This window comes from Kitasatospora sp. NPDC001539, from assembly GCF_040298565.1.
GTDB lineage: Bacteria > Actinomycetota > Actinomycetes > Streptomycetales > Streptomycetaceae > Kitasatospora.
Genome location: NZ_JBEPAK010000105.1, coordinates 1 through 23,401, shown reverse-complemented (window position 1 = coordinate 23,401; position 23,401 = coordinate 1). Strand labels below are relative to the sequence as shown.

General features: G+C 74.8%; 22 protein-coding genes. 11 read left to right on the top strand and 11 right to left on the bottom strand.

Features of this window, described 5'->3' with window-relative positions; genetic code table 11:
• Positions 1 to 99 precede the first annotated feature (99 nt).
• Both ABT247_RS18030 and ABT247_RS18025 read right to left on the bottom strand, forming a co-directional pair.
• Entirely contained in the window at positions 100 to 1,068 is a 969-nt protein-coding gene (locus ABT247_RS18030) for an SDR family oxidoreductase (protein ID WP_350743772.1), read from the bottom strand.
• A 243-nt stretch (positions 1,069 to 1,311) separates the two neighbouring features.
• A complete protein-coding gene (locus tag ABT247_RS18025) occupies positions 1,312 to 1,731 on the bottom strand; it encodes a DUF5997 family protein (protein ID WP_350743771.1) in 420 nt (139 codons plus the stop codon).
• Between the two features lie 58 nt (positions 1,732 to 1,789).
• Here ABT247_RS18025 and ABT247_RS18020 point away from each other — a divergent pair, with 58 nt between their 5' ends.
• Positions 1,790 to 2,635: a LysR family substrate-binding domain-containing protein gene (locus tag ABT247_RS18020; RefSeq protein ID WP_502892464.1), complete on the top strand. Its 846-nt coding sequence runs from the start codon at positions 1,790 to 1,792 to the stop codon at positions 2,633 to 2,635.
• 58 nt (positions 2,636 to 2,693) lie between these two features.
• Entirely contained in the window at positions 2,694 to 3,275 is a 582-nt protein-coding gene (locus ABT247_RS18015) for a DUF421 domain-containing protein (RefSeq protein ID WP_350743770.1), read from the top strand.
• 99 nt (positions 3,276 to 3,374) lie between these two features.
• Here the strand turns inward: ABT247_RS18015 and ABT247_RS18010 are convergent, their stop codons facing one another.
• Positions 3,375 to 4,097, bottom strand: a complete 723-nt coding sequence (locus ABT247_RS18010; RefSeq protein ID WP_350743769.1) for a rhomboid-like protein — start codon at positions 4,095 to 4,097, stop codon at positions 3,375 to 3,377.
• A 205-nt stretch (positions 4,098 to 4,302) separates the two neighbouring features.
• Positions 4,303 to 5,709, bottom strand: coding sequence for a cytochrome P450 (locus ABT247_RS18005; protein WP_350743768.1), 1,407 nt, complete (start codon positions 5,707 to 5,709; stop codon positions 4,303 to 4,305).
• A gap of 289 nt (positions 5,710 to 5,998) precedes the next feature.
• Between ABT247_RS18005 and ABT247_RS18000 the strand changes: the two genes are divergently transcribed.
• A complete protein-coding gene (locus tag ABT247_RS18000) occupies positions 5,999 to 7,402 on the top strand; it encodes an amidase (RefSeq protein WP_350743767.1) in 1,404 nt (467 codons plus the stop codon).
• Between the two features lie 45 nt (positions 7,403 to 7,447).
• On the opposite strand, the gene ABT247_RS17995 is transcribed toward ABT247_RS18000, so the two are convergent.
• Positions 7,448 to 9,466: an FUSC family protein gene (locus ABT247_RS17995; protein WP_350743766.1), complete on the bottom strand. Its 2,019-nt coding sequence runs from the start codon at positions 9,464 to 9,466 to the stop codon at positions 7,448 to 7,450.
• A 433-nt stretch (positions 9,467 to 9,899) separates the two neighbouring features.
• On the opposite strand from ABT247_RS17995, the gene ABT247_RS17990 reads away from it, so the two are divergent.
• From ABT247_RS17990 to ABT247_RS17965, 6 genes are all read left to right on the top strand, one after another.
• The gene (locus ABT247_RS17990; RefSeq protein WP_350743765.1) at positions 9,900 to 10,988 is read left to right on the top strand and encodes a phytanoyl-CoA dioxygenase family protein; all 1,089 of its coding nucleotides are present in this window, start codon (positions 9,900 to 9,902) and stop codon (positions 10,986 to 10,988) included.
• Positions 10,970 to 12,283: a DUF6271 family protein gene (locus tag ABT247_RS17985; RefSeq protein WP_350743764.1), complete on the top strand. Its 1,314-nt coding sequence runs from the start codon at positions 10,970 to 10,972 to the stop codon at positions 12,281 to 12,283. The genes ABT247_RS17990 and ABT247_RS17985 overlap by 19 nt, the downstream gene beginning before the upstream one ends.
• 244 nt (positions 12,284 to 12,527) lie before the next feature.
• Positions 12,528 to 13,760 carry a type III PLP-dependent enzyme gene (locus ABT247_RS17980; RefSeq protein ID WP_350743774.1) on the top strand — a complete coding sequence of 411 codons (1,233 nt, stop codon included), beginning with the start codon at positions 12,528 to 12,530 and terminating at the stop codon, positions 13,758 to 13,760.
• Positions 13,757 to 14,401 (top strand): GNAT family N-acetyltransferase, encoded by a 645-nt coding sequence (locus ABT247_RS17975; RefSeq protein WP_350743763.1) that lies wholly within the window; start codon positions 13,757 to 13,759, stop codon positions 14,399 to 14,401. The genes ABT247_RS17980 and ABT247_RS17975 overlap by 4 nt, the downstream gene beginning before the upstream one ends.
• Before the next feature lie 5 nt (positions 14,402 to 14,406).
• Entirely contained in the window at positions 14,407 to 15,657 is a 1,251-nt protein-coding gene (locus tag ABT247_RS17970; protein ID WP_350743762.1) for an MFS transporter, read from the top strand.
• Positions 15,658 to 15,882: 225 nt separating this feature from the next.
• Positions 15,883 to 16,623, top strand: coding sequence for a PIG-L deacetylase family protein (locus ABT247_RS17965; protein ID WP_350743761.1), 741 nt, complete (start codon positions 15,883 to 15,885; stop codon positions 16,621 to 16,623).
• 1 nt (position 16,624) lies between these two features.
• Here ABT247_RS17965 and ABT247_RS17960 read toward each other — a convergent pair whose 3' ends face one another.
• The 6 genes from ABT247_RS17960 to ABT247_RS17935 form a co-directional block, all read right to left on the bottom strand.
• Positions 16,625 to 17,395, bottom strand: a complete 771-nt coding sequence (locus tag ABT247_RS17960) for a DedA family protein (RefSeq protein WP_350743760.1) — start codon at positions 17,393 to 17,395, stop codon at positions 16,625 to 16,627.
• 29 nt (positions 17,396 to 17,424) lie between these two features.
• A complete protein-coding gene (locus tag ABT247_RS17955) occupies positions 17,425 to 17,619 on the bottom strand; it encodes a DUF1918 domain-containing protein (RefSeq protein ID WP_350743759.1) in 195 nt (64 codons plus the stop codon).
• A 123-nt stretch (positions 17,620 to 17,742) separates the two neighbouring features.
• Entirely contained in the window at positions 17,743 to 18,411 is a 669-nt protein-coding gene (locus tag ABT247_RS17950; protein ID WP_350743758.1) for a TetR/AcrR family transcriptional regulator, read from the bottom strand.
• A 297-nt stretch (positions 18,412 to 18,708) separates the two neighbouring features.
• Positions 18,709 to 19,494: a DUF6585 family protein gene (locus ABT247_RS17945; protein ID WP_350743757.1), complete on the bottom strand. Its 786-nt coding sequence runs from the start codon at positions 19,492 to 19,494 to the stop codon at positions 18,709 to 18,711.
• Between the two features lie 127 nt (positions 19,495 to 19,621).
• Positions 19,622 to 20,065 (bottom strand): hypothetical protein, encoded by a 444-nt coding sequence (locus ABT247_RS17940; RefSeq protein WP_350743756.1) that lies wholly within the window; start codon positions 20,063 to 20,065, stop codon positions 19,622 to 19,624.
• Positions 20,062 to 21,258, bottom strand: a complete 1,197-nt coding sequence (locus ABT247_RS17935) for a molybdopterin-dependent oxidoreductase (protein WP_502892463.1) — start codon at positions 21,256 to 21,258, stop codon at positions 20,062 to 20,064. Before ABT247_RS17935 ends, ABT247_RS17940 begins: the two co-directional genes overlap by 4 nt.
• 114 nt (positions 21,259 to 21,372) lie before the next feature.
• Here ABT247_RS17935 and ABT247_RS17930 point away from each other — a divergent pair, with 114 nt between their 5' ends.
• Both ABT247_RS17930 and ABT247_RS17925 read left to right on the top strand, forming a co-directional pair.
• On the top strand, positions 21,373 to 22,740 hold the full coding sequence (locus tag ABT247_RS17930) for a glycosyltransferase 87 family protein (RefSeq protein WP_350743755.1): 1,368 nt from the start codon (positions 21,373 to 21,375) through the stop codon (positions 22,738 to 22,740).
• Between the two features lie 64 nt (positions 22,741 to 22,804).
• Positions 22,805 to 23,401, top strand: a 597-nt coding sequence (locus ABT247_RS17925) for a molybdopterin-dependent oxidoreductase (protein ID WP_350743754.1), incomplete at its 3' end; no start/stop codon positions are given.

Here is a 23,401-nt window from a genome sequence, read left to right as displayed (position 1 = left end):
GGGCGCGAACCGATCGGGCCCGGCCGGAGCGCGGCCGACGTGACAGCAGGTGCGGCGCTGCCCGTTCGCCGACGAACGGGCTGGCGGAGGCTCGGGTGCTCAGCGGTACGACTCGGGCGCGGCCGGCCGGCCCGCTTCCTGCACCTCCACCAGGTAGCGCCAGCAGTCCGGCCGGCTGCCGTCCCGGTCGGTGAAGCCGTACACCCGGGCCAGCTCTCCGCTGGAGAGGGACCGGCCGTTCCACCGGGACACCTCGGGGTCGGCGGCCAGCGCCGCGACCGCCCGGCCGACGTAGTACGGGCTCTCCGAGATGCCGAAGTGCGGCTCCCCGGCCAGCGCGTCGCGCCAGTTCTCCTCGGTCACACCGAAGTGGTCCAGCATGATCTCGGAGCGCATCCACCCCGGGGTGAGCGCCACTGCGGTGGCCCCGCGCGGGCCGAGCTCGTGGCCGAGCGAGAAGGCCATCCGCAGGACGGAGGACTTGGCCAGGTCGTAGAAGAAGGAGTTGCGGTAGGTGGTGCGGTTGTACTCCTCCGTACCGTCCGTCATCTCGACCACCAGGCCGCCCGGGTGCTTCAGCAGCAGCGGCAGCGCGTAGTGGCTGGTGATCGCGTGGGTCTCCACCGCCAGGCGCAGCAGCCGCAGGCCGTCGTCCAGACTGTGCTCCCAGAGCGGGGTGTTCCAGCCGAACAGCTTCTCGCCGCCCCAGATGTCGTTCACCAGGACGTCCAGTCGGCCCTGCTCGGCCTCGATCCGCTCCACCAGGGCGGCCACCTGCTCCGGGACCAGGTGGTCCGCCGGCACGGCGATGCCGCGGCCGCCCGCCGCGGTGACCAGCTCGGCGGTGTCCTCGATCGTCTCCGGCCGGTCGTACTCCGAGCGCTGCTGCCGCGTCGTGCGGCCGGTCACGTAGACCGTCGCGCCCGCAGCGCCGAGCTCCACCGCGATGCCCCGGCCGGCGCCCCTGGTCGCCCCCGCGACCAGCGCGACCCGTCCGTCCAAGGCCCCCGCCGGCGCTCCTGCCCCTGACCCTGCCGCTGCCGCTGCCGCTGCCGCTGCCCCTGCCATCCGCTCGTCCTCCGCCCGTTGTCCGTCCGACTGTGCTCATGGCTGTGCCGGCGCCCGTCCGTGGACGAACGCCGGCACCATGAAAGCGCAGGGCACTGACAATCGGCCCCGGAGCCCGCGAACCGGCAGATCAGCGAGGTGACCGGTCAGCGGGGCGACGCCGGTCAGGCTGCGGGGCGACGCCGGGCGGACTGCGGTGCGGCCGCACAGCGGGGCGACGGCAGGCAGCCGCGGGGCGGCGGATCAGCGGTCCCGGGACTCCTTGGCGGCCTTCTCGGCGGCCTCCTTCTCGTGCTTCGCCTTGATCCGGGCGGCCTCCTTGCGGACGTCCACCTGGTTGGCGCGCTCGTGCTGGAGCCAGAGCGGGTTCTCGGCCTTGATCGCCTCGATCTGCTCGGTGGTGAGCGCCTCCGTCACGCCGCCGCGGGCCAGGCCGGAGATCGAGATGCCCAGCTTGGCGGCGATCACCGGGCGGGGGTGCGGGCCGTTCCTGCGCAGCTCCTGGAGCCACTGCGGCGGCTCGGCCTGCAGCGCGTTCAGCTCCTCGCGGGAGACCACGCCCTCCTGGAAGTCGGTCGGCGCCGCGGCGAGGTAGATCCCCAGCTTCTTGGCCGCCGTGGCCGGCTTCATGGTCTGGCTGGTCTTCTGCTTGAGCGGTGTCATGAGGACAAGGGTAAGGGAGTGCGCGGGCGCCTCCGGTCACGGTCGGTAGCCTTGCCCTGTGACAGACATGCAGGTGAACCCGTCCTTCCGGCTCGCGTACGTCCCGGGCGTGACCCCCGGCAAATGGGCCCGGGTCTGGGTCGAGCGGCTCCCGGACGTCCCGCTCGACCTCGTCGCGGTCCCCTCCGGGGACGGCGAGCGGACCGTGCGGGAGGGCTCGGTGGACGCCGGCCTGATCCGCCTGCCGGTCGACAAGGACGTGCTCAGCGCGATCCCGCTGTACACCGAGACCACGGTCGTGGTCTTCCCCAAGGACCACTGGCTCGCTGCCGCCGAGGAGGTCACCCTCGACGACCTCGCCGACGACGTCGTCTTCCACCCGCTCGACGACACCCTCGGCTGGGCCGCCGACGCCCTGCCGGGCCGTCCGGCCATCGAGCGCCCGGCGACCACGGCGGACGCCGTCGAGCTGGTCGCGGCCAACGTCGGCGTGCTGCTCGTCCCCCAGTCGCTGGCCCGGTTGCACCACCGGCGGGACCTCACCTTCCGGCCGGTCGTGGAGGCGCCGCAGTCGCAGGTCGCGCTGTCCTGGCTGCAGGAGCGGACGACGGACCTGGTGGAGGAGTTCATCGGGATCGTCCGCGGCCGCACGGTCAACAGCTCGCGCGGGCGGGGGGCGGGGCAGGCCACCGGCGACGCCGCGGCCGCCCCGGCGAAGAAGGCGGCCCCCCAGCGCAAGCCGCAGCACCAGAAGGCGGGCGCCGGACAGCAGCGGGCCGGCCAGAAGGGCGCCCAGAAGGCGGGCGGCCAGAAGGCCGGTGGACAGAAGCCCGGCGCCCAGAAGGGTGGGGCCCGGGGCGGGGCGGCCGCCGCCAGGCGCGGCAAGCCGAAGCGGCGTGGTTAGCGGCCGCGTGGCGTAGCGTCAGCCCCGTTCCGGACAGTCGCGGTGGGAGGAGCGGGCCGTGTGGCATGACCTGGTGGTCGTCCAGATTCCGATCGGGGAGAAGATCCTCCGAACGGTCGCCGTCTACGTACTGATCCTGGTCCTGTTCCGGCTCGCCGGGAAGCGCGGGCTGGCGGGGCTGAACACCTTCGACATGGTGGTCGTGTTCCTGCTGTCCAACGTGGTGCAGAACGCGATCATCGGCAACGACGACAGCCTGCTCGGCGGCGCCGTCGGCGCGGTCACGCTGATCGCCGTCAACGCCGTCATCACCCGGTGGCTCGCCCGGGACCCGCGCGCCGCCCGCCTCCTGGAGGGCCGCGCCACCACGGTGGTCCGCGACGGAAAGCTCGTGCCCGGTGCGCTGCACGACCTGGCGCTGCGCCCGTCCGAGCTGGAGCACGCGATCCGGATGCAGAACGGCGACGCGGTCGGCGACGTGGCCCGTGCCCGGTTGGAGCCGGACGGGCAGCTGCTGGTCACCCTCCAGGCGGCCGAGCGGAGCGCCACCAAGGGCGACGTCGACGAGTTGCGGGAACGGCTGGCGGCGATCGAGCGGCTGCTGACGAACCTGGCCGCCGACGGCCGTCCGCCCCGCTGAGCCGCTCGGGGCGGTGCGCCCGCTCGGGGCCGTCCGCCCCGCTGAGCCGCTCGCGACCGTCCGCCCCGCCGACACCGCGCGCGGGCTGCCGCCGGTGGCTCAGCCCTTCGCGCGCACCGCCGCCGGTGCGCCGGCGCGCTCGCCCGCGGTGGCCGCCGTGACGCCGGCGACGACGAAGCCGAGGGCGGCGGCGAGGAGGTGGCCGACGGTGGTGAACTCCGGCAGCGGGCCGCTCCAGTCGCCGTCGCCGGCGAGCGGCCAGGCGAGGACGAAGGCGGCCCATGGCAGTCGGGCCCAGCGCGGCAGTGCGAGCACCACGAACGCGAGGGCGGCCTGGGCGCCGTAGCTGATGCCGTAGTCCGAGGCCGCCCGGACGCTCGGCGGGTACCAGCCCTGCCGGAGGGCGAGCAGGATCACCGCGGCGGTGATCAGGGTGGCGCCGACGTGCCCGGCGAGGAACACCGCGGCGGCGCGCAGCGTCCCGTAGCGGCGCTCGGCCCAGGCCAGGCCGACGACGATGCCGAGGCCGAGGGTGATCAGGGTGCCGCCGAACCCGGTCGAGGCGATGTCGGTCAGGGTGCCGTCGTAGAGCAGTGCGCTGCCGGCGAGGGCCCGGACCGGGTGGTCGGTCAGGTTGTCCAGATTGGTGCTGATGTAGCCGCGGAGGTCGTCGGCCTCTGCGGGGGAGAGTCCGTACTCGACCCAGGCGTGCCCGAGCAGGAGCAGGCCGACGTAGCCGGTGGTCATCGGCGAGCGGCGCGGGTACGTGCGGACGGCGCGCAGCAGCCCGGTCAGGAGCCCCAACGGGGTTCGTGCGTTCATGGTCTGATGGTGTCCCGGTCGAACGGCAGGTCCGGCCGACGCGTCTGCGGCCGGCCCCGGCGGGACAGTACCGAACGTCGGCCGCCCCTCGCCGGGCGCGTCCCTCACCCCTCGCCGGGCCGGTCCCCGCACCGCCGGCGGGGGCCCCCGCGGCCTCGCCCGGCGCGCTCCTCGCCCGGCGCTCCTCACCCGGAACCGGTGCTGCTCACCTGGCCCGGCGGGTCAGCCTCGCCGTGAAGGGCCGGGGGGAGAGCGCGGAGCCGCGGGCGGGACGCACCGGGCGGCCCGGGGTGGGGGTGACGGTCCAGTGCGCGGCGATGGTGGCGATGGCGAGGGCGGCTTCGGTGGACCCGAAGGCCTCTCCGACGCAGCGGCGGGCGCCGAGGCCGAAGGGCACATAGGTGCCCGGCGCGGGGTGGGCGGTGGTGAGCCAGCGGTCGGGGTCGAAGCGGTCGGGGCACGGGAAGAGGTCGGCCCGGCGGTGCAGCAGGTAGGGGCTGACCAGGACGGTGGCGCCGGCCGGGATGCGGTGGCCGCCGAGTTCGGCGTCGGCGGCGGCGGTGCGGCTGAGCACCCAGGCGGACGGGTAAAGCCGCAGCGTCTCGCTGACGATCCGGGCGGTGAGCGGCAGCGCGGGGAGGTCCTCGTACCGGGCGGGGCGCCCGTCGAGGACGGTGTCGAGTTCGGTGTGCAGGCGGTCGCGGACGGCCGGGTTGGCGCCGAGCAGGGTCCAGGCCCAGGAGAGGGTGGTGGCGGTGGTCTCCACCCCGTTGAGCAGCACGGTGGCCACCTGGTCGCGGACCTCGGCGTCGGACAGGCCCTGACCGTGCTCGTCGCGGGCGCTGAGCAGGGCGGACAGCAGGTCGTTCCGGTCGGTGCCGGTGGTGCGGTAGGCGGTGAGGTGCCGCTGGGTGATCTCCCGCAGGTCCCGTTCGGCTCGGCGGAGGCGGCGGCCGGCCGGGGTGGGGATCCGCTCGGCGGCCCGGAAGGGGAAGCGGAACGGGGACGGAACCCGGAACGGGGCCGGGAAGCGGAGGGGGAGCGGCGGCAGGAGCGGGCTCCGGCGGGCGGCGTTCCCGGCGACCGCGTCCACGCACGCCCGGAAGTGCGGCGAGTCGGCCCGCTCGTGGGCGGCGAACAGGCAGCGGGCGGTCACGGCGGTGGTGAGCCGGTGCATCGCGGTGGGGACGTCGACCACGTCGCCGTCGCGCCAGGAGGCGGTGGCGCCGGCGATCTCCTCGGCCATCATGGCGGCGTAGCCGGGCAGCCGGTCGCGGTGGAACGCGGGCCGCAGCAGCTGGTGTTGGCGTCTCTTGCCGGCGGCGGGGCAGCCGGCGGGGCCGGTGCCGAAGGCCCGGCGGCCCTGGTCGGCGTCGCCGCCCGCCTCGAAGGTGCGGTCGTCGGCGAGCACCCGGCGGACCAGTTCGGGGTGGCAGGCGACGTAGGTGTCGAGCGGGCCGAGCCGCAGTCTGACCAGGTCGCCGTGGGCGGCCAGACCGGCGACGAAGGCGAAGGGGCGGCGGAGGAACGCGGGCGCGTGGCCGAGGAGGGGGAGGGCGCCGGGCGCGGTGGTCGAGGTGTACCGGGTGGTCGGGTGGTACTGGGTGGTCAAGGGCGTCACCTCGGGTGGGGAGTGACCGGATCGACGGGCGAACTGGATCTTTCCCGGGGCCCGTCGACCAAACGGTTCGTGACCGGCGGGTGGGGTGAACGCGGGGGCGCATGCCGAACGCCCGTGCGCCGTTTGGGTCTTGACTACCCGCCGGAAGATCGTCGACGGGAGGGCACCGGCGTGGGGGTACCGGGCGGTGGCGCCAACTGCCTAGACTGCGAAGCTCTTGCGAGACTACCGGCCAGTACTACCGGGCAGTAGACCGCCCGGCGGGGAATGGGGAGTTGGGATGACCGACGAGCGGGCCCACGCGTTCACCGACGACGTCCTCGGCGCGCACGACGCGGTGGCGCTGGCCGCCCTGGTGCGGTCCGGCGAGGTCAACCCCCGGGAACTGGTCGCCGCGGCCGCCGCCCGCGCCGAGCGGATCGACGGTGCGCTGCTGCCGGTCGCCCACGCCTCGTACGAGCGGCCGCGGATCAGCCGGGAGGGCGTCGCCGGCCCGCTCTGGGGCGTGCCGACCTTCCTCAAGGACAACGTGGACCTGCGCGGCCTGCCGACCGCCATGGGCAGCGAGGCCTTCCGGGCCCGCCCGGCCCGCCGCAACGCGCGCTTCACCGACCAGTTCCTGGCCACCGGCCTGGCCGTGCTCGGCAAGACCCGGCTGCCCGAGTTCGGCCTGAACGCCTCCACCGAGTTCGCCACCGCCCAGCCGGTGCGCAACCCGTGGAAGCCCTCGCACTCGGCCGGTGCCTCCTCGGGCGGCTCGGCGGCACTGGTGGCCGCCGGGGTGGTGCCGATCGCCCACGCCAACGACGGCGGCGGGTCGATCCGCATCCCGGCGGCCTGCTGCGGGCTGGTCGGGCTCAAGCCCACCCGCGGCCGGCTGGTGACCAACGCGCAGGGCGGCAAACTGCCGATCGACCTGGTCACCGACGGGGTGGTGACCCGCTCGGTGCGCGACACCGCCGCGTTCTTCGCCGCCGCCGAGCGCCACCGCCGCAACCCGAAGCTGCCCCCGCTCGGCCTGGTCGAGGGCCCCGGCGGGCGCCGGCTGCGGATCGGGCTGGTGGTCGACTCGCCGATCGCCAAGACCGACGAGCCGACCCGCCGGGTGGTCGAGGAGACCGCGGCCCGGCTGGAGGCGATGGGCCACCGGGTCGAACCCACCACCCTGCCCTTCGGCGAGGAGTTCTCCCGCGACTTCCTCTCGTACTGGGGCTACATCGCCTGGGTGATCGCCGTCACCGGCCGACTGGTGCTCGACCCCAGCTTCCGCAGCGGACGGCTGGACGGCCTGACCACCGGCCTGCGCCGCCGCTTCCAGACCGAGTTCCCGCGCACCCCGGGCGTGCTGCGGCGGCTGCGCCGCGCCGAGGCGGTGTACGCGGGGATCTTCCGGCACCACGACGCGATCCTCTCCCCGGTGCTCGCCCACACCGCCCCGCCGATCGGCCACCTGAGCCCGAACGTGGCCTTCGACGAACTGGTCGACCGGCTGCTGCGCTACGTCGCGTTCACCCCGGTCAACAACGTGACCGGCGGCCCCGGCATCGCCCTGCCCACCGGGGCGGCACCGAGCGGACTGCCGATCGGGGTGCACCTGTCGGCCGCGCACGGGCAGGAGCGACTGTTGCTGGAGCTGGCCTTCGCGCTGGAGGCGGACCGGCCCTGGCGGCGCATCCAGGACTGACGGGAGGGGCCCGCCGACGACGTCGCGCCCGTTTGGGGGCGCTTGTCACGGGGCCGCGACCGAGCGCGCCGCGTGCACCTCGTGGCGCAACCGGGCCAGCGCGCCGTCCTGCGCCGGTCCCGCCGGCCCGTCCGGCCCTTCCGGTGCGGCCGGTCCGTCCGGCCCCTCCGGTCCCGCCGGTGCGCCCGGGCCGTCCGCCGGCCGCAGTGGGGCGCCGGTGCGCAGCGCGTCGGCGAGGTCGGTCAGCTGCCGGGTGACGGCGCCGACCTCGGCCGGGGTCGGCATGGCCGCGCCGTGCTCGACCCGCACCCGGGTCGCGGTGGTGGTGTCCACGATCCGCTCGACCGCGATCACCAGCGGCCACCAGGCCTCCGCCCGGGTGCCGACCGGCGGCGGCTCGGTGAGCGCCCGCTGGAACTCGCTGCGCACCGCCGACAGGTCCCGGTAGAGCCGCCGCCGGTAGCGGGCCCGGGCCGGTTCGTCGCGGCCGGGCCCGGTGGTGAAGGCGAGGCCCACGTACGAGGCGGTGTCCTGGACGGCGTCGGCCAGCCGCTCGCCGATCCGGGTGTGCCAGGACTCCGGCCACAGCAGGTAGCCGACCAGCAGCGCGATGCCGCAGCCGATGAGGGAGTCGTAGAGCCGGGGCAGCACCAGGTGGAAGCCCTGGTGGTTCAGCAGGTCGGACAGCAGCAGGATCACCGGGGTGATCGCCGCGGTCTGGAAGGCGTACCCCTTGACCGACAGCGCCGGGATCAGCGTGGCCAGTGCGGCCATCACCGGCACGTCCCACCAGCCGTGCGGCACCTCGGCCAGCACCGGCACGGCGATCAGCAGCCCGGCGGCCGTGCCGAGCGCACGCAGGACGGCGCGGGAGAAGACCGAGCCGAAGTCCGGCTTCATCACGAAGGTGACGGTCAGCGTCACCCAGTACGAGCGGGGCACCGCGATCACCGAGACCAGCACCTGGGCCAGCCCGATGCACACCGCCAGCCGCAGCCCGTACCGCCAGGACCCGCCGGACAGCAGCAGCGTCCGGGCCGCCCGGCGGGCCCGGACCTCCAGGGCGGCGGGGCGGCCGAGCCGGTCGCCGGCGGCGTACGGGTCGGGTGCGGGCTCGTGCACCACCGCGTCGGCGTGCCGGATCGCCTCGGCGAGCGCGCGGGTGGACGGCCCGCGCGGTTCGGGCAGGTCGGGCGGTGCGGGCCGGCCCTCCGCGGGCGCGGGGCCGGTGCGGCCCCGTTCGACGGCGTCGGCCAGCGCGCGGACGGCCGCCGGGTACCCGGACGGCGGCGGGCCGGACCCGGGCGGGCGCAGCTGCACCGCCGCGACGGCCTCGACCACCGGGACCAGCGCGTTGAGCTGGGCGAGCAGCCGCACCAGTGTCGGGGAGCGGCCGTGTCGGCGGGCGCGGCGGGCCAGCAGCAGGTCGTAGGACTGGTTGAGCGACTGGGTGAGCTCGTGCCGCTTGGCGTCGTACCCCGGTGATCCGGTGGCCTCCAGCAGCGCGGCGACCGCCCGGTAGGTGTCGGCGACGACCCCGCGCTCGGGCGTGCCGCCGCGCAGCGGCCAGGCCAGCAGGGTGAGGGCGAGCACCAGCAGGCCGCCGAGCAGCAGCAGGGCGGGCGGCAGCCACCACGGGGAGGGCAGCGGCAGGCCGGCCCCGACCACGGCGTTGAGCAGCAGGAGCAGACCGGAGACGGAGGCGACCGCGCCGATCGAGGAGATCATGCCGGAGAGCAGCGCCACGAGGGTCAGCACCGCGACGGCCGTCCATCCGGTGCCGTAGACCTGGGTGCCGAGCAGCACGCCGAGCGCGCCGAACAACTGCGGCACGGCGATGTTGTAGACGCGCATCCGGTAGGCGTCGGCGGTGTCGCCGATGACGCCGGACAGGGCGCCCATCGAGACCAGCGCGCCGTAGCCCGGCTGCCCGGTGGCGGTGCCCACGGCGAGCGGGGCGGCGAGCGCGACCGAGGCGCGCGCCACCGCGGCCCACGGGACCGGGGCGTCCCGGGGCCGCAGGCCCTCGGTCAGCCATCCGGGGGGCTTCAGCGCGCGTGCCATAGGCCCAACGTACGGCGGGCCGGTTCGGTTCACCGTTCCGCGGTTATGGCAATGCCGGAAACAATCGGCGTCCTTATGTCCGCCCGCGAAACATAACGCGATCTCCGGGAGGCGCCGTGAGCTGCGCCGATTTCCCCGCCGGTAACCCCTGGAAAGGGTTGACACCATTAGTTGGTCTAGTCCAACGTATGGGGAGCGCGGTTCGACAGGTGCTGATGCGGGGTGAGTGGCCTTGTCGGACCGGTGAGTTGGCCTCCTGGCGCGGCGCTGTCCCCGCGCTCGCGGGCCGAGGCGAGAAGGGGCGTGTGCGGACGGGCATCCGGTCCGCGGGCCCGATTCCCCATCCGGCCGATGACCGGCCGTCGGCTCGCCGATCCCGCGCCGGGCGCCCCGGGAAGCGCCGCATCGACTACGAACCACGGAGTGACCGCCCATGCCGAGCCCTGACGAACGCCCTGACCGGGCCGCCGGAGAGTACCTGTACCGGGCCGCCTCCCGGCGCCCCTACTTCAGCGCCGACACCGAGAGCTACCTGGCCCGCACCGCCCTGCGCGAACTGCGCAAGGAGCGCCCGCTGCGGGTGCTCTCCGAGGAGGACTTCGCCCACTGGCAGACCTACGGCTACGTGGTGGTGAAGCAGGCGATCCCCGCCGAGGCCGCCCGGCGCCTGCTCGACTTCACCTGGGACTTCCAGGGCCTGTCCCCCGACCGCCCCGAGGAGTGGTACCGCGAGCGCGAGTACCGGGACGAACTCGACCGGCACCTGCACATCTACGGCTTCGTCGAGGCCTACCACCACCAACTCCTCTGGGACAGCCGCCAGTCGCAGCGCGTCTACGACGCCTTCGTGGACGTGTGGGACTGCGAGGAGCTGTGGGTCACCCTCGACCGGCTCAACCTCAACCCGCCGAACGTCCGCAACCGCGACCGTGCGCTGATCGAACCCACCGACGAGGGCTTCGACATCGAACTGCACTGGGACGTCGACACCACCCAGGGCATGCTGCCGCAGCGCGTCCAGGGCATCATCGCGCTCAACGACACCGCGCCCGACCACGGCGGCTTCCAGTGCAACCCGGAGCTGTTCCGCCGCTTCAACGAGTGGCAGGCCGCCCAGCCCGCCGATCGCGACCCGATCCGCCCGGCCGTCGACCGCGACGAGTTCCCCGTCGTCCGGCCCGAGTTGAAGGCCGGTGACCTGCTGATCTGGAACGGCCTGCTGGCCCACGGCGTCGCCCGCAACACCTCCGCCGACGGCGTGCGCGCCGTGCAGTACCTGTCGATGATGCCCGCCCTGGAGGAGGCCGAGCCGCTGCGCCGCTCCCGGGTGGAGTCGTGGCGCACGCTGAGCACCCCGGACTGGAACCGCACCCTCGTCGGGGACGCCGACAAGCCCGAGGCCCTCCGCTACGGCCCCGCCGAACTGACCGAACTGGGCGAGAAGTTGCTCGGCCTGCGGTCCTGGACCGGCGCTCGCTTCGAGGAGCCCAGCGGGGAGCGGGAATGCGCGCCGTCTGCCTGACCCTGCCGACCAACCGCGAGTGCGCCGGCACCATCGCCGCCATCGGCGCCGAAGCCGCCCACGCCGCAGCGCGGTTCGGCGTCCGGGTGCACCTGCTGATCCTGGACTCCGCCGACCCGCAGGCGCGCCGGCGCCACGCCGAAGCCGTCTCCGCACTGCCGCTGGCCGAGGGCGTGGTCGTCCACCACCTGGACGAGCGGTCCCAGCGCGCCTTCCTGCGCGACGTGATCCAACGCTCCGGCCTGCCCGGGCCGGACGATCTGCTCGACCTGATGCTGCCCGACGCCGTCTCCTACGGCGCCTGCACCAACCGCGCCTTCCTGCTCGCCGCCGCGCTCGGCTGCACCTCCGTGCACCGCCGGGACTCCGACAGCCGCTACCAACTGCTCGACGGCCGACCGGTCTTCCCCATCGACCACGAGCTCGCCGTGATCGGGGTGAAGGCCGCCGACGCGGTCGCCGCCGTGACCGAGCACGCCCTCGACCCGGCACAGGCCGACAAGCCGGTCGCCCTGGTCGGCGCCTCCTTCATCGGCGAACTCTCCGTCGACCTCGGCGAGATCCGCGAGCTCGACCCCGAGGTCTACCACGACGTGGTCGCGCTCTGGGCACCCACCGGCGCCACCGACGAGCAGAAGCGCGAACTCGTCGCCGAATCCTTCGTCGGCGCCGGCACCGAACCCTTCACCACCGACCGCGCCGTACTCGGCCGCCCCGACATCTGGCGGATCGACATGTGCAACATCGCCCTCGACCACGAGGTGTACGAGCGCGTGCCGCTTCCGCCCGCCACCGACACCATCGGCAGCGACTACTTCCTGCACCACCTCGTGCACGACGCCACCCTGCCCGGGGTCACCCACAACCGGCACATCGTCAACTACTACACGGCCGAACGCCGCACCGGCTCCGGCTTCACCGCCTACCAGGAGCGCTACACCAAGTTCCTGCTCTCCATGCTCTACCTCCACCCGGTCTACGCCGACCTGGAGCGGGCCGGCGCCGCACTGCTCGACGAGCAGCACCACGTCCGTCCCGCGCCGATCGCCGACTCCGCCCGCCGCAGCGCCGCGACGGACCGCACCGAGAACCACCGGCGGCTCGCCGAACTCGACCGCTGCTACCGGCGGCTGGGCGGGAAGTACGCCGACTTCGCCGACCACCTGCTGCCCCGCCGGGCCCGGCTGCTCGACGAGGCCCAGGCGGACATCGAGGACTTCGCGCTGCTGATCGACGCTTGGGGCCCGCTGGTGCGGGCGAGCAAGGCCACGCCCACCGAACGGCTGCCGCACTAGCCGGACCGGGAGTTCATCCGTGACACCTCAGACCACCGACCACCGCCGCCAGGCCGACGGCTGCCGCACCGGCACCCGGCAGGCGGGCCACCGCACCCCCGCCCCACCGGCGGGCCACCCGGCCCCCACCGCCCCGACGGCCGTCCAGACCGGCACCGCGCCCCGCCCGGGCCGGCAGGGCCGGCAGGGGCGTCCCGACCAGCACGGCAGCCCCGACCAGCAGGACCGGCACGGCCACACCGCCCTGCGCGCGGCCCTCGCCGCCGCCACCGAGGACACCATCGTCTACGACCTGGACGGCATCGGCCGCCAGTACGCCGCGCTGCGCGCCGAACTGCCCGGAGCCGCCGTCCGCTTCGCGATGAAGGCCTGCCCCGTGGACGAGGTGCTCGGCCACCTCGCCCGGCTCGGCTCCGGCTTCGACGCGGCCGGCCCGCAGGAGATCACCCAGGCGCTGCGCACCGGGGTCGCCCCCGAACTGATCCACTACGGCAACACCGTCAAGTCCGACCGCAACATCGCCGAGGCCTACCGGCTGGGGGTGCGCGACTTCGCCACCGACAGCCCGCAGGACGTCGCCGCGATCGCCGAACACGCGCCCGGCTCACGGGTGTTCTGCCGCCTCGCCACCACCGGCGGGGGCGCGCTGTGGGGCCTGAGCCACAAGTTCGGCTGCTCACCCGAGGACGCCCTGGAGGTCCTCGACCTCGCCCGCAACTCCGGACTGGTGCCCTCCGGCCTCTCGGTGCACGTCGGCTCCCAGCAGATGACCGCCGAGGCCTGGAGCGCCGCCGTCGACTCGCTGGCCGACGTGCTGGAGGCGCTCAACCGGCGCGGCATCACCCCCGACCGGATCAACCTCGGCGGCGGACTGCCCGCCCTCGGCGTGCTGGACCGCCGGGGCCGCCCGCTCGAACCGCCGCTGGACAAGATGTTCGCGGTGATCCGCGAGGGCATGGAGCGGCTGCGCGCCGTCAACGCCGGACCGCTGGACTTCCTGCTGGAGCCCGGCCGCCACCTGGTCGCCGACCACGGCGCGATCCGCGCCCACGTCGCCCGGCTCACCACGCGCCACCGGCTCGACGGCACCCGCGAGGACTGGCTCTACCTCAGCTGCGGCAAGTTCAACGGCCTGTACGAGATGGACGAGTTGCAGTACCGGCTGGAGTTCCCGACCCACCCGGACGGCCCGTCCGTCGGCGCCGTGGTGGCCGGCCCGACCTGCGACAGCGACGACGCGTACGCCCAGGACGGCGGCCCGGTGCCGGTCCCGCCCGCGGTCGCCTCCGGTGACCCGGTGTGGATCCACTCCTGCGGCGCCTACGCCACCGCCTACGCCACCCGGGGGTTCAACGGCTTCGCGCCGCTGCCGGTCACCTGCGTGGGCGGCGACGCGGAACAGGCCGGCGACGGCGACGGGCTGACCGGCGGTATCGCCGGGCCGGTCGGCGGCGAGTCCGAGGAGGTCGGCGCATGACCGGGACCCGGATCCGGCTGCTCCGCGAGGAGGACTGGCCGGACGTGATCGCGGCCGAGGAACGCGCCTACGCGTCCAGCGGCCTGTCCGAGGGAGGACCGGCGCTGCGCTCCCGGCACCGCGCCTCGCCCGCCACCTGCTTCGTCCTGGAACACGCCGGCGCCTTCGGCGGCTACCTGCTGGCACTGCCGTACCCGCTGTTCCGCTGCCCCGACCTCAGCCTGGCCGAGTCCGGCGGTGCGGAACGGACCAGCAACCTGCACGCCCACGACCTGGTGATCGCCGAACGGGCGCGCGGCCGGGGCCTGGCCCACCGGATGCTGCGGCACCTCGAGGAGACCGGGCGGGCAGCCGGCTACCGGAGCCTGTCGCTGGTCGCCGTCCGCGGTTCGCACGTGCTGTGGACCCCGCTCGGCTACCGCGCCCGGCCCGAGGTCGGGCTGCCCGCCAGCTACGGCGCCGAGGCGGTCTACATGGCCAAACCGATCGAAGCCCCCGCCACCGCGGCCGGCACCGCCGCCGCGGCCGGCACCGGCGGTGCCGCCGGTGCCGGTGCCGCCTCCGGCACCGCCGCAGCCCGCCCGTCACCGAACCCCGCCGACCCGGCCCCCGGGTCCCCACCCAGAGCCGAAGTGGGCTGATGCGCATGCCTTCCGTACCCGACCAGTTCCGCCGTTCCCAACTGGCCACCGGCGCCCTGTTCTTCGCCCTCGGGTTCCAGTACGCGACCTGGGTCTCCCGGGTGCCGGCGCTCAAGGCCCGGCTCGACCTGGGCGAGGCCCAGATCGGCCTGCTGCTGATGACCTGCGGGATCGGCGCCGCGGTGTCCTTCCCGCTGGTGGCGGTGCTGATGCGCCGGCTCGGCTCCCGCATGCTCTCGATGCTGTCCGCGTTCGCCCTCGGCGCCGTCCTGCTCGCGCTGCCGGTGGTGCCCGACTACCCGGTCACCCTGCTGGTGATGTTCTGCGACGGCGTCGCGGTCGGCTGCCTGAACGTCGCGATGAACGCCCAGGGCGCGGCGCTGGAAGCCCGCTTCGAGCGGACCACGATGTCCAGGCTGCACGCCACCTTCAGCGCCGGCTCGCTGCTGGCCGCCCTGCTGGCCTCCGGCGTCAACGCCTTCACCGGCACCCTCGCCGTCCACTTCGGGCTGGCCGCCGCGCTGCTGGTCCTGCTGGTCCTCGCCGCCCGCCCCGGACTGCTGGCCGACGACCCGCAGGACGCACCGCAGCACGCACGGCAGGAGGCGTCGTCGGAGCCGTCGCAGCCGTCGCCGCAGGACGCGGTCGCTGCGGAGGGGAAGCGCCGCCGCCTCGTCCTGCCCGCCGCGGCGACGCTCTGGATGGGCCTGGCGATGGTCTTCGGCACCGTCACCGAGGGCGCCATGAACGACTGGTCCGCGCTCTACCTCAAGGACGTGGTGCACGCCGGCGCCGGACTCGCCCCGATGGGCATCGCCGTGGTCTCGGTGATGATGGTCTGCGCCCGGATCTTCGCCGACGGCTGGCGCACGCGCTTCGGCGACGGCACCGTCGTCCGTACCGGCAGCCTGCTGGCCGGCCTCGGTCTCGCCCTCGCACTGCTGGTCGGCGGCACCGCCCCGACCCTGCTCGGCTTCGCCTGCGTCGGCTTGGGCGTCGCCGCCGTCACCCCCTGCGTCTACGTCGCCGCCGCCCGGCAGGGCTCCGACGCCCTGTCCCTGGTCGCCGCCATGGGCACCACCGGCCTGCTCGCCGGCCCCGCCGTCATCGGCTTCATCGCCGGCGCCACCAGCCTGGTCTGGGGCATGGCCGCCGTCGCCGCCTCCGCCGCCGTCGTCTCGCTCTGTGCCACCCGCATCCGGTGGCCCCGACCTACGGCCACGCCGGAACCGAGGCTCGCCACCGAGGCCGGCTGAGAGTTCGTGCGGGTGTCCGACGTCGAGTCGCGCCGTGGGCCTTCCGGAGTCAGCTGCGGTACGACGGTAGGACGGATGTCCGTGCGCACGGTGAGCGGCCGGAGCACTGTGAGAATCGTGAGCGCCGTGAGAACCACGAGCGCTGCGAGGATCGTGAGCGCTGCGAGAACCGTGAACGGGATGAGCCGCACGGACCATATGAACCGCACGAGAGGGAGGAAGAGCATGACCGAGCAGGCCCCCGCACCCTTCGAGCACGTCGACGAGGACTGGCAGACCGCGGTGGCGATCGTCGCCCACCCCGACGACATGGAGTACGGCGGCGCCGCGGCCGTCGCCCGGTGGACCTCGCAGGGCAAGAAGGTGATCTACGTGATGGTCACCAGCGGCGAAGCCGGCATCGACTCGATGAGCCCCGAGGAGTGCGGACCGCTGCGGGAGGCCGAGCAGACCGCCTCGGCACGGGTGGTCGGGGTGGAGACCGTCGAGTTCCTCCGCCACCCCGACGGGGTGCTGGAGTACGGGCTGCCGCTGCGCCGGGACATCGCCCGGGTGGTGCGCCGGCACCGTCCGGACATCGTGATCACCAGCAACTTCCGCGAGACCTACGGCGGGGTCCTCCTCAACCAGGCCGACCACATCGCCGTCGGCCGGGCCACCCTGGACGGCGTCCGGGACGCCGGGAACCGCTGGGTGTTCCGCGAACTGCTCGACGAGGGCCACGAGCCGTGGAACGGGGTGCGGCAGATCTGGGCGGCGGCCTCGCCGGAGGCACGGCACGCGGTGGACACCACCGAGCACTTCGACCGGGGCGTCGCCTCGCTGGAGGAGCACAAGGCGTACCTGGCGGGGCTGGGCGGGGCGATGGCGGACCCCAGGGAGTTCCTGGAGGGCTTCGGCCGGGGTGCGGGCACCCGGCTGGGCACGCGCTTCGCGGTTCCCTTCGAGGTGTTCCCGCTGAGCTGACTCAGGGAGACGCCCCGTCCGAACCGGAGCCCGAGTCGGCGTCGGAGTCGGTGCTGGGCCCGGAGGCCGCGTCGGAACCCGAGTCGGCGCCGTTGCCGGACTCGGTCTCCGGGGTCGTGTCGGCGTCGGCGTCGGCGTCCTCGCGGCGTCGGCGCCGGTACCGCAGCACCTGCCGGAGCAGGAACGCCGCGACCAGCACCCCGAGGCCGATCGCGAACCAGACCTGGTAGCGGATCGCCGTCCGGTACACCGCACCGATGTTGGCCCCGGCGAGGTACCCGAAGGTGCCCCACACCGCCGTCCACAGCACCGCGCCGATCAGGTTGAACACGGCGAAGCGGCGCCAGGGCATCTCGGTCGTCCCGGCGATGATGCCGTTGTACTGGCGCAGCCCGTCGACGAAGCGGGCGACCACCACGACCTTCCCGCCGTGCCGGGCGAAGAAGCCGTCCGCGCGTTCCATCCGCTCCGGGGTGAGCAGCACGTAGCGGCCCCAGCGGTGGACGAAGGCGCGCCCACCGGTGTGGCCGATCAGGTAGCCGAGGCTGTTGCCGAGCGTGGCGGCGACGACCGCGATCAGCAGCACGACGGCGAAGTTCAGGTGCCCGGTGCCGGCGTACACCGACGCGAGCACGAGGATGGTCTGCCCCGGCACCGGGACGCCGCAGTTGTCCAGCAGCACGAGCAGCGCCACCGCGAGGTACCCGTAGTGGTCCAGCAGTGGCGCGAGCCCGGCGAGCGCCCCGGGCAGCGGGGGCGAAGAGGCGGACACCGCTCCTCAGGGCGCGGCGGGGAGGTCGGTCAGTGTTCCGCCGAGCGCGGTTCGACGTTGCAGTCGGGGCCGGGGAAGATCAGGCTCTCGTGGCCGTCGCCGAAGCGGACCACGTACGGGGGCTCGCCGTTCGCGCCGCGCACCTCGATGATCTCGCCCTTCTGGTCCACCATGCCCACCGACCTGCTGTGGATGTGGAGCTGGTCGCCTACAACTGCGTGCATGGTCGTGCTCCTCCGGTCGCGGTGGCCGCCTCCGCGGCTGTTCCGCTATCCACTCTCCTGCGGGCACGGCGGGCTCGCAACGGCGCGGGGCGGGCGGGGCGCCCGGGCCCGGTCCGCCGGGCGTCACAGAGTGGAGGGCTGTTGCGCGAGGTAGCCGCGCACCAGCCGCTTGCACTCGGCGATCAGCGCGGGATCGCCGTCGGGATCCCCCCGGAAGGCGAGCTTGAGTACGGCGTCGGCCGCCTCCAGGGCCACCCGCAGGGTGAGCGTGGTGGCCGACGGGTCGTCCGTGGCGAACAGTTCGCCGCCGAGGGCCTGGAGGCGCAGGGCCACGGCGGTGTTGTTGTCGACGCCCGCGTCCAGCAGGTGGGTCCCGTTCCGGACACCGGAGGGCACCACCGGGCCCGCCAGCCCGAAGTCGACCTGGCCGAAGCCCGGCACGGTGCGCTTCATCGTGACGAACTCCTCCACCGCGAGATCGGTGAAGCCGCCCGGCCCGACCGGGGCCGAGTCGGCCAGCCGGGCGCCCAGACGCTGGAGGTACTGGTCCAGGTTGCGGGTGGCGAGCGCGGCGAGCAGGTCCTCCTTGCCCGCGAAGAACTGGTACAGCGTGCCGATCGGCACCTGCGCGCGCTGGGCGACCTCCTTGGTGGTGAGCGCCGTCGCCCCGACCTCGTCCAGCAGCCCGGCGCAGGCGTCGAGGATGCGGCCGTACCGCTCCTGGCTGCGCTGCTGGACCGGCCGACGGCGGGTCGGTCCGGGCGTGTGGTGACTCCGGGTGTCCGCGCTCATGTCGCCACTTTGCCGCATCCACTGTTCCGACGGCGAATCACCGGGATGGAAAGGGCCCGGAGTTTCCGGCGGGAGGGAATCGAGTGGCGGCCGGGGCCGAACGGCACGGTGGCGGGAAGGTGTCCACGGCTGTGTCCCCGGGGCGGGTCCACCGGTCGGCATCGGCCGTCTCGCGGACCCGATGACCGGTTCGCGCTCCCGAGATACGTCACCCGGCGTGACCGGATCCTGCCCCGTCGTGGCGGCCGCGGACCCGGGTGACCGCACGCCCTCGGCGTCCGACCGCCCGTGCGGTGGTCATCCCCGCCGGGGACGCAACTCGTCGGCGAGGTCCAGGAAGACGTAGAGGTTCGGCAGCGACGCCCCGAAGGCCAGGAGCGCCCGGCCCGACCCGCCGCCCGTCAGCCGGACCTGCCCGTTGGCGACCCTGACCTCGCCGACCTGCGACCACGGGACGCTCCTGTCCCGGATCCCGACCGCGTCGGCGGTGACCCACACCGACCCGAAGGCGACCCGCCGGCCGGACCGCACCGCCGCCAGGGCCTTCGGGAACTGCGCTGCGGTGACGTCCTGTTGGAGCTCCGGGCCCCAGACCTTCGGCTCGGTGAACCGGCCCCTGGCGGCGACACCGTCGGAGCGGGCCCGGAGTTCGAGCTCCGCGCCGTCGACGTCGACCAGGGTGTAGTGGTAGTCGGTGTACCCGCCGACGCCGGTGTGCCGGATGATCACCTGCCGCAGCTCGGTGTCGGCGTAGCGCACGACCCGGACCGGGCCGTCCGCGCGGGTGACGGTGAGGCCGTGCTCGAACCGGTCCATCCGCAGCCCGGTGTTCCTCCTGCCCGTCGACCTGTCGATCGCCAGGCTCAGCAGCGCGAGCAGCAGCAGCGCGAGCGGCACCAGCGCCACGCCCGCGCTGCCCACGGCGAACAGCACCACCGCGATCACGGCCGAGACGGCCACCACGCCGAGGCAGCAGCCCGAGTTGTCCGGGGGCTGGGCGCCGAGGTGGGTCGCCCGGTGGGCCCCGAGACCGTGCCGTGCCGCCGCTTCGGCGACTCCCGCCGGTGGTGTCCGCTCCGCCACTGCCCAGCCCCCGTTCGACGCGCCCTTCGGACCTCCGGACCCGGAGTCGCCGGACCTCCCGAGTCGCCGGGGAGCGTAGCGGCGGCGGATGACAACCGGATGACAGGCGTGCAACCGGCCCCGGCTCTCACGGCCGGTCCGCCCCGGGCGCCCGCCGTGCCCGGTGGCGGACGGTCCGGTCCCGGTGCCGCCACCGCCGGACGAACCCGACCAGCAGCGCGAGGCCGGCGGTGGCGGCCAGCACCAGCAGCCAGTTGCGCAGGTACGGCAGGGGCAGCACCGTCGGGTTGCCGTGGTCGTCGTCGGCGCGCAGCACGGCGGGCAGGCCGACGGCGGTGACGGCCGCCGCGACGACCAGCCAGCCGCGCAGCACCGGCCCGCGCGCCAGGGACGCGCCCGCCAGGCACACCAGCGGCACCCACAGTCCGTCGTTGACCACCAGGGCGCCGACCGCCCAGACCAGGACGCCCAGCGGGTCGGTGATGTACGGGTCGCCGAGCAGCCCGGACAGGCCGTAGCCGATCACGGCGAGGCCGGCGGCCAGCAGCAGCGCGCGGACACCGGCGGTCATGCGATCACCTCGATGCGGGCGACCCACTTGGTCTGCAGCACGCCGGGGCGGTTCGGCGCGATCACGCGTGCCGGGAAGCCGTGGTCCGCGTCCAGGACGCCGCCGTCGACCCGCAGTGCGAGCAGGGTGAGCGGATCGTCCACGTACGTCGCGGGCATCTCCATGACCCGGTACGGTCCTTCGGCCTCCAGCGAGGTCACCCGCACCGCCGAGCCGGGCGGTGCTCCGGCCCGGCGCACCAACTCGGCCATCCGGACGCCCGTCCACCGGGCCGTGGCGCTCCAGCCCTCCACGCAGGAGATCGGCAACTCCGCAGAGACCTGGGGGAGTTCGCCGAGCTGGGCGAGGGTGAGCCGGTACGGTACCGGCCCGTCCACCGACAGCCGCCAGTCCGCCGGCACCGTGACCGTCCCGGCCTGGGCCGCCGTGCGGTTCACCGGCAGGCCCTGGGGGCCGATGTCGGGGCGGCGCGGGGCCAGCAGGTCCAGCGGGCGCAGCCAGGGCACGCTCTGCCCCGCCGTGACGAGGGTGACGGCGCCGACCGCGGCGGTGGTCGCGGTGAGGAACGCACGGCGCTGCGCCAGGGCCGGAGCGGCGCGGCGCCACCAGTGCCCGGCGATCAGCGGCGCCTTGACGGACAGGTGGACCAGCAGCCCGCCGACCGCCGTCCAGCCCAGCCAGTAGTGGGTCTGCCGGAAGGGGAACGGCCACGGGTACCACTGCAGGGTGTTCAGCAGGCCGGTGAACAGCTCCATCAGGACGGCCGCCACGAGGAGCGCGATGCCGAGCCGCTCCAGGGCGTGCAGCACGCTGCGCGCCGGCGGCCACTCGAACAGCCGGGGGTAGACCGCCCACAGCTTCGCGCCGACCAGCGGGATCGCGGCCAGCCCGCTGATCACGTGCAGCCCCTGGGTGACCCGGTAGCCGTTCACCGGCCGCGCGGGCAGGTGAGGCGCCAGCCACCCGGGCGGATCCTGGAGCAGATGGCTGGTCAGACCGGTCAGGAAGCAGACCAGGAGGGCCCCGCCCAGCCACCGGCCGACCACGACCACCGTCCGGGGCTCGTGCAGCGGTGAGGTGAACGCCCCCTCGCGCCAGGGCCCGCGCCGCAGGAAGGCCGGCGGAGCGGGGAGCCGTGGGTCGTAGCGGCGGCGGGCGGCAGGACGGCCGGAGTCGGCGGGTTCGGTTTCCACCCGTCCATCGAAGCGCCCCGGCCCCGTCCGGCGGTGCAGCGGCGTGCTTACGGATTCCGAACGGCGGCCCCGCCACCGGCGGTGGGAGCGCCTGCCGGTGGGAGGGTGGGCCCCGTGATCTCCCGTACCGTCCCGGCCTGCCTCCTCGCCCTCGCCGCCCTGGTCGCCGCCCTCGCGCTGACCGTCCTGCGGGCCGGCGCCCTCCCGCTCCCCGGCTGGTACCTGCTCGACGTCGCGCTCTTCGCCGTCGCGGTGCTGCTGCTGCGCAGGGTGCCCGGCGGCCGGGTCGTGCCGCTGGTCCTGGCCGGCGGCGTCGCGGTGGCCGCGGTCGGGCTGCTGGCGCCGCCGCGCACCAGCGACGACGCCTACCGCTACATCTGGGACGGCCGGGTCCAGGCGGCCGGGATCTCGCCCTACGCCCACACCCCGGACGATCCGGCGCTGGCGCGGCTGCGCGATCCCGGGCTCTTCCCGCAGGGCGACGGATGCACGGGCTGGGACGAGCGGCGCACCGCGGCCGGCGACTGCACCCGGATCAACCGGCCGGCCGTGCACACCGTCTACCCGCCGGTCGCGCAGGCGTGGTTCCTCGCGGTGCACCCGTTCGGCGGCGGGGTCCGCGGGGTGCAGGCCGGCGGGGCGGTGCTGGCGGTGGCGACCACCGGGCTGCTGCTGCGGACGGTGCGGCGGGAGAAGTGGCGGGCCGCGCTGTGGGGGTGGTTCCCCGGGGTGACGGCGTGGGCGGTCAACGACGCGCACGTGGACACCCTCGGCGTCCTGCTCACGGTCGCCGGGCTCGGCTGCGCGGCACGGGGGCGGGCCGTGCGCGGAGGGCTGCTGCTGGGCGGCGCGGTCGCGGCCAAGCTGCTGCCGGCCCTCGCCCTCCCGGGGGCGCTGTCCGGCCTGTCCGGCCTGTCCGCCCCCTCGGGCCGGCCCGCCTGGCGTCCCACCCGTCGGGACGTCCTGCTCGCCGCCTCCGCGCTCGGCGCCTTCGCGCTGTCCTACCTCCCGTACGTGATCGCCTCGGGCAGTTCCGTCCTGGGCTACCTGCCGGGCTACCTGCGGGAGGAGGGCTACGAGCAGGGGCACATCGACCGGTTCGGACTGCTGCGGCTGGTGCTGCCCGACCGCCTGCTCCCGTGGGCGACGGCGCTGGTCCTCGGGGCGGTGGTGCTCCGGGTCCTGCACCGGGGCGACCGGCACCGGCCGTGGGCCGGGGCGCTGGTGGTGACGGGCACGGCGCTGCTGCTCGTCGCCCCCTCGTACCCGTGGTACGGGCTCCTGGTGGTCGCCCTGGTCGCGCTCGACGGCCGCTGGGAGTGGCTGGCCGTCCCGGCCGCCGCGCAGGCGCTCTACCTGACGGGAGGGCAGACGGCCCAGCAGCTCGCCTACGGCACGGCCCTGTGCGTCGTCCTCGCCGTCCCCCTGCTGCGGCGGCGCCGGGCGGCCGGGCCGGCCCTGGCGGTGGGCGGCGAAAGGTGACGGAAGTCTGACGGGCCGGTGCAGCCCCTGGCCGTTCCGGCTCCCGACTGGTCCAATCGGCGGCGTGAGCGAACAGATCGAAGAGGGCCGCGGCACGCCGGTCGGCCGCAGGGTGGTGCTGGGCCTGCTCGGACTCGGCGCGGCCGGCGTCGCGCTCGGCCCCTCCCTCCAGCGGGCGCAGGAGGCGGTGGCCGGCAAGGACCCGACCGGTCTCACCGGCCTGCTGCCCGGCGGAAGCGGCTTCCGGTACTACTCCGTGGTGGCCTCGGTGCCGACCCGGGGCCCGGACACCTACACCCTGACGGTGGACGGGCTGGTGGAACGCCCCGGCACCTACCGCCTGGCCGACCTCCAGGCGATGCCGCAGCACCGGATCGTGCGGGACGTGCAGTGCGTGACGGGCTGGCGGGTGCCGGCCACCCCGTTCGAGGGCGTGCCGCTGGCCCACCTGCTGGACGCCGCCGGGGTCCGGGCGGGCGCCCGGGCCGTGCGGTTCAGCTGCTTCGACGGCGAGTACACCGAGAGCCTCACCCTGGAGCAGGCCCGGCGCGACGACGTGCTGGTCGCGCTCAAGCTGCAGGACGCCCCGATCCCGCACGCCCACGGCGGCCCGGTGCGCCTCTACGTGGCACCGATGTACTTCTACAAGTCGGCCAAGTGG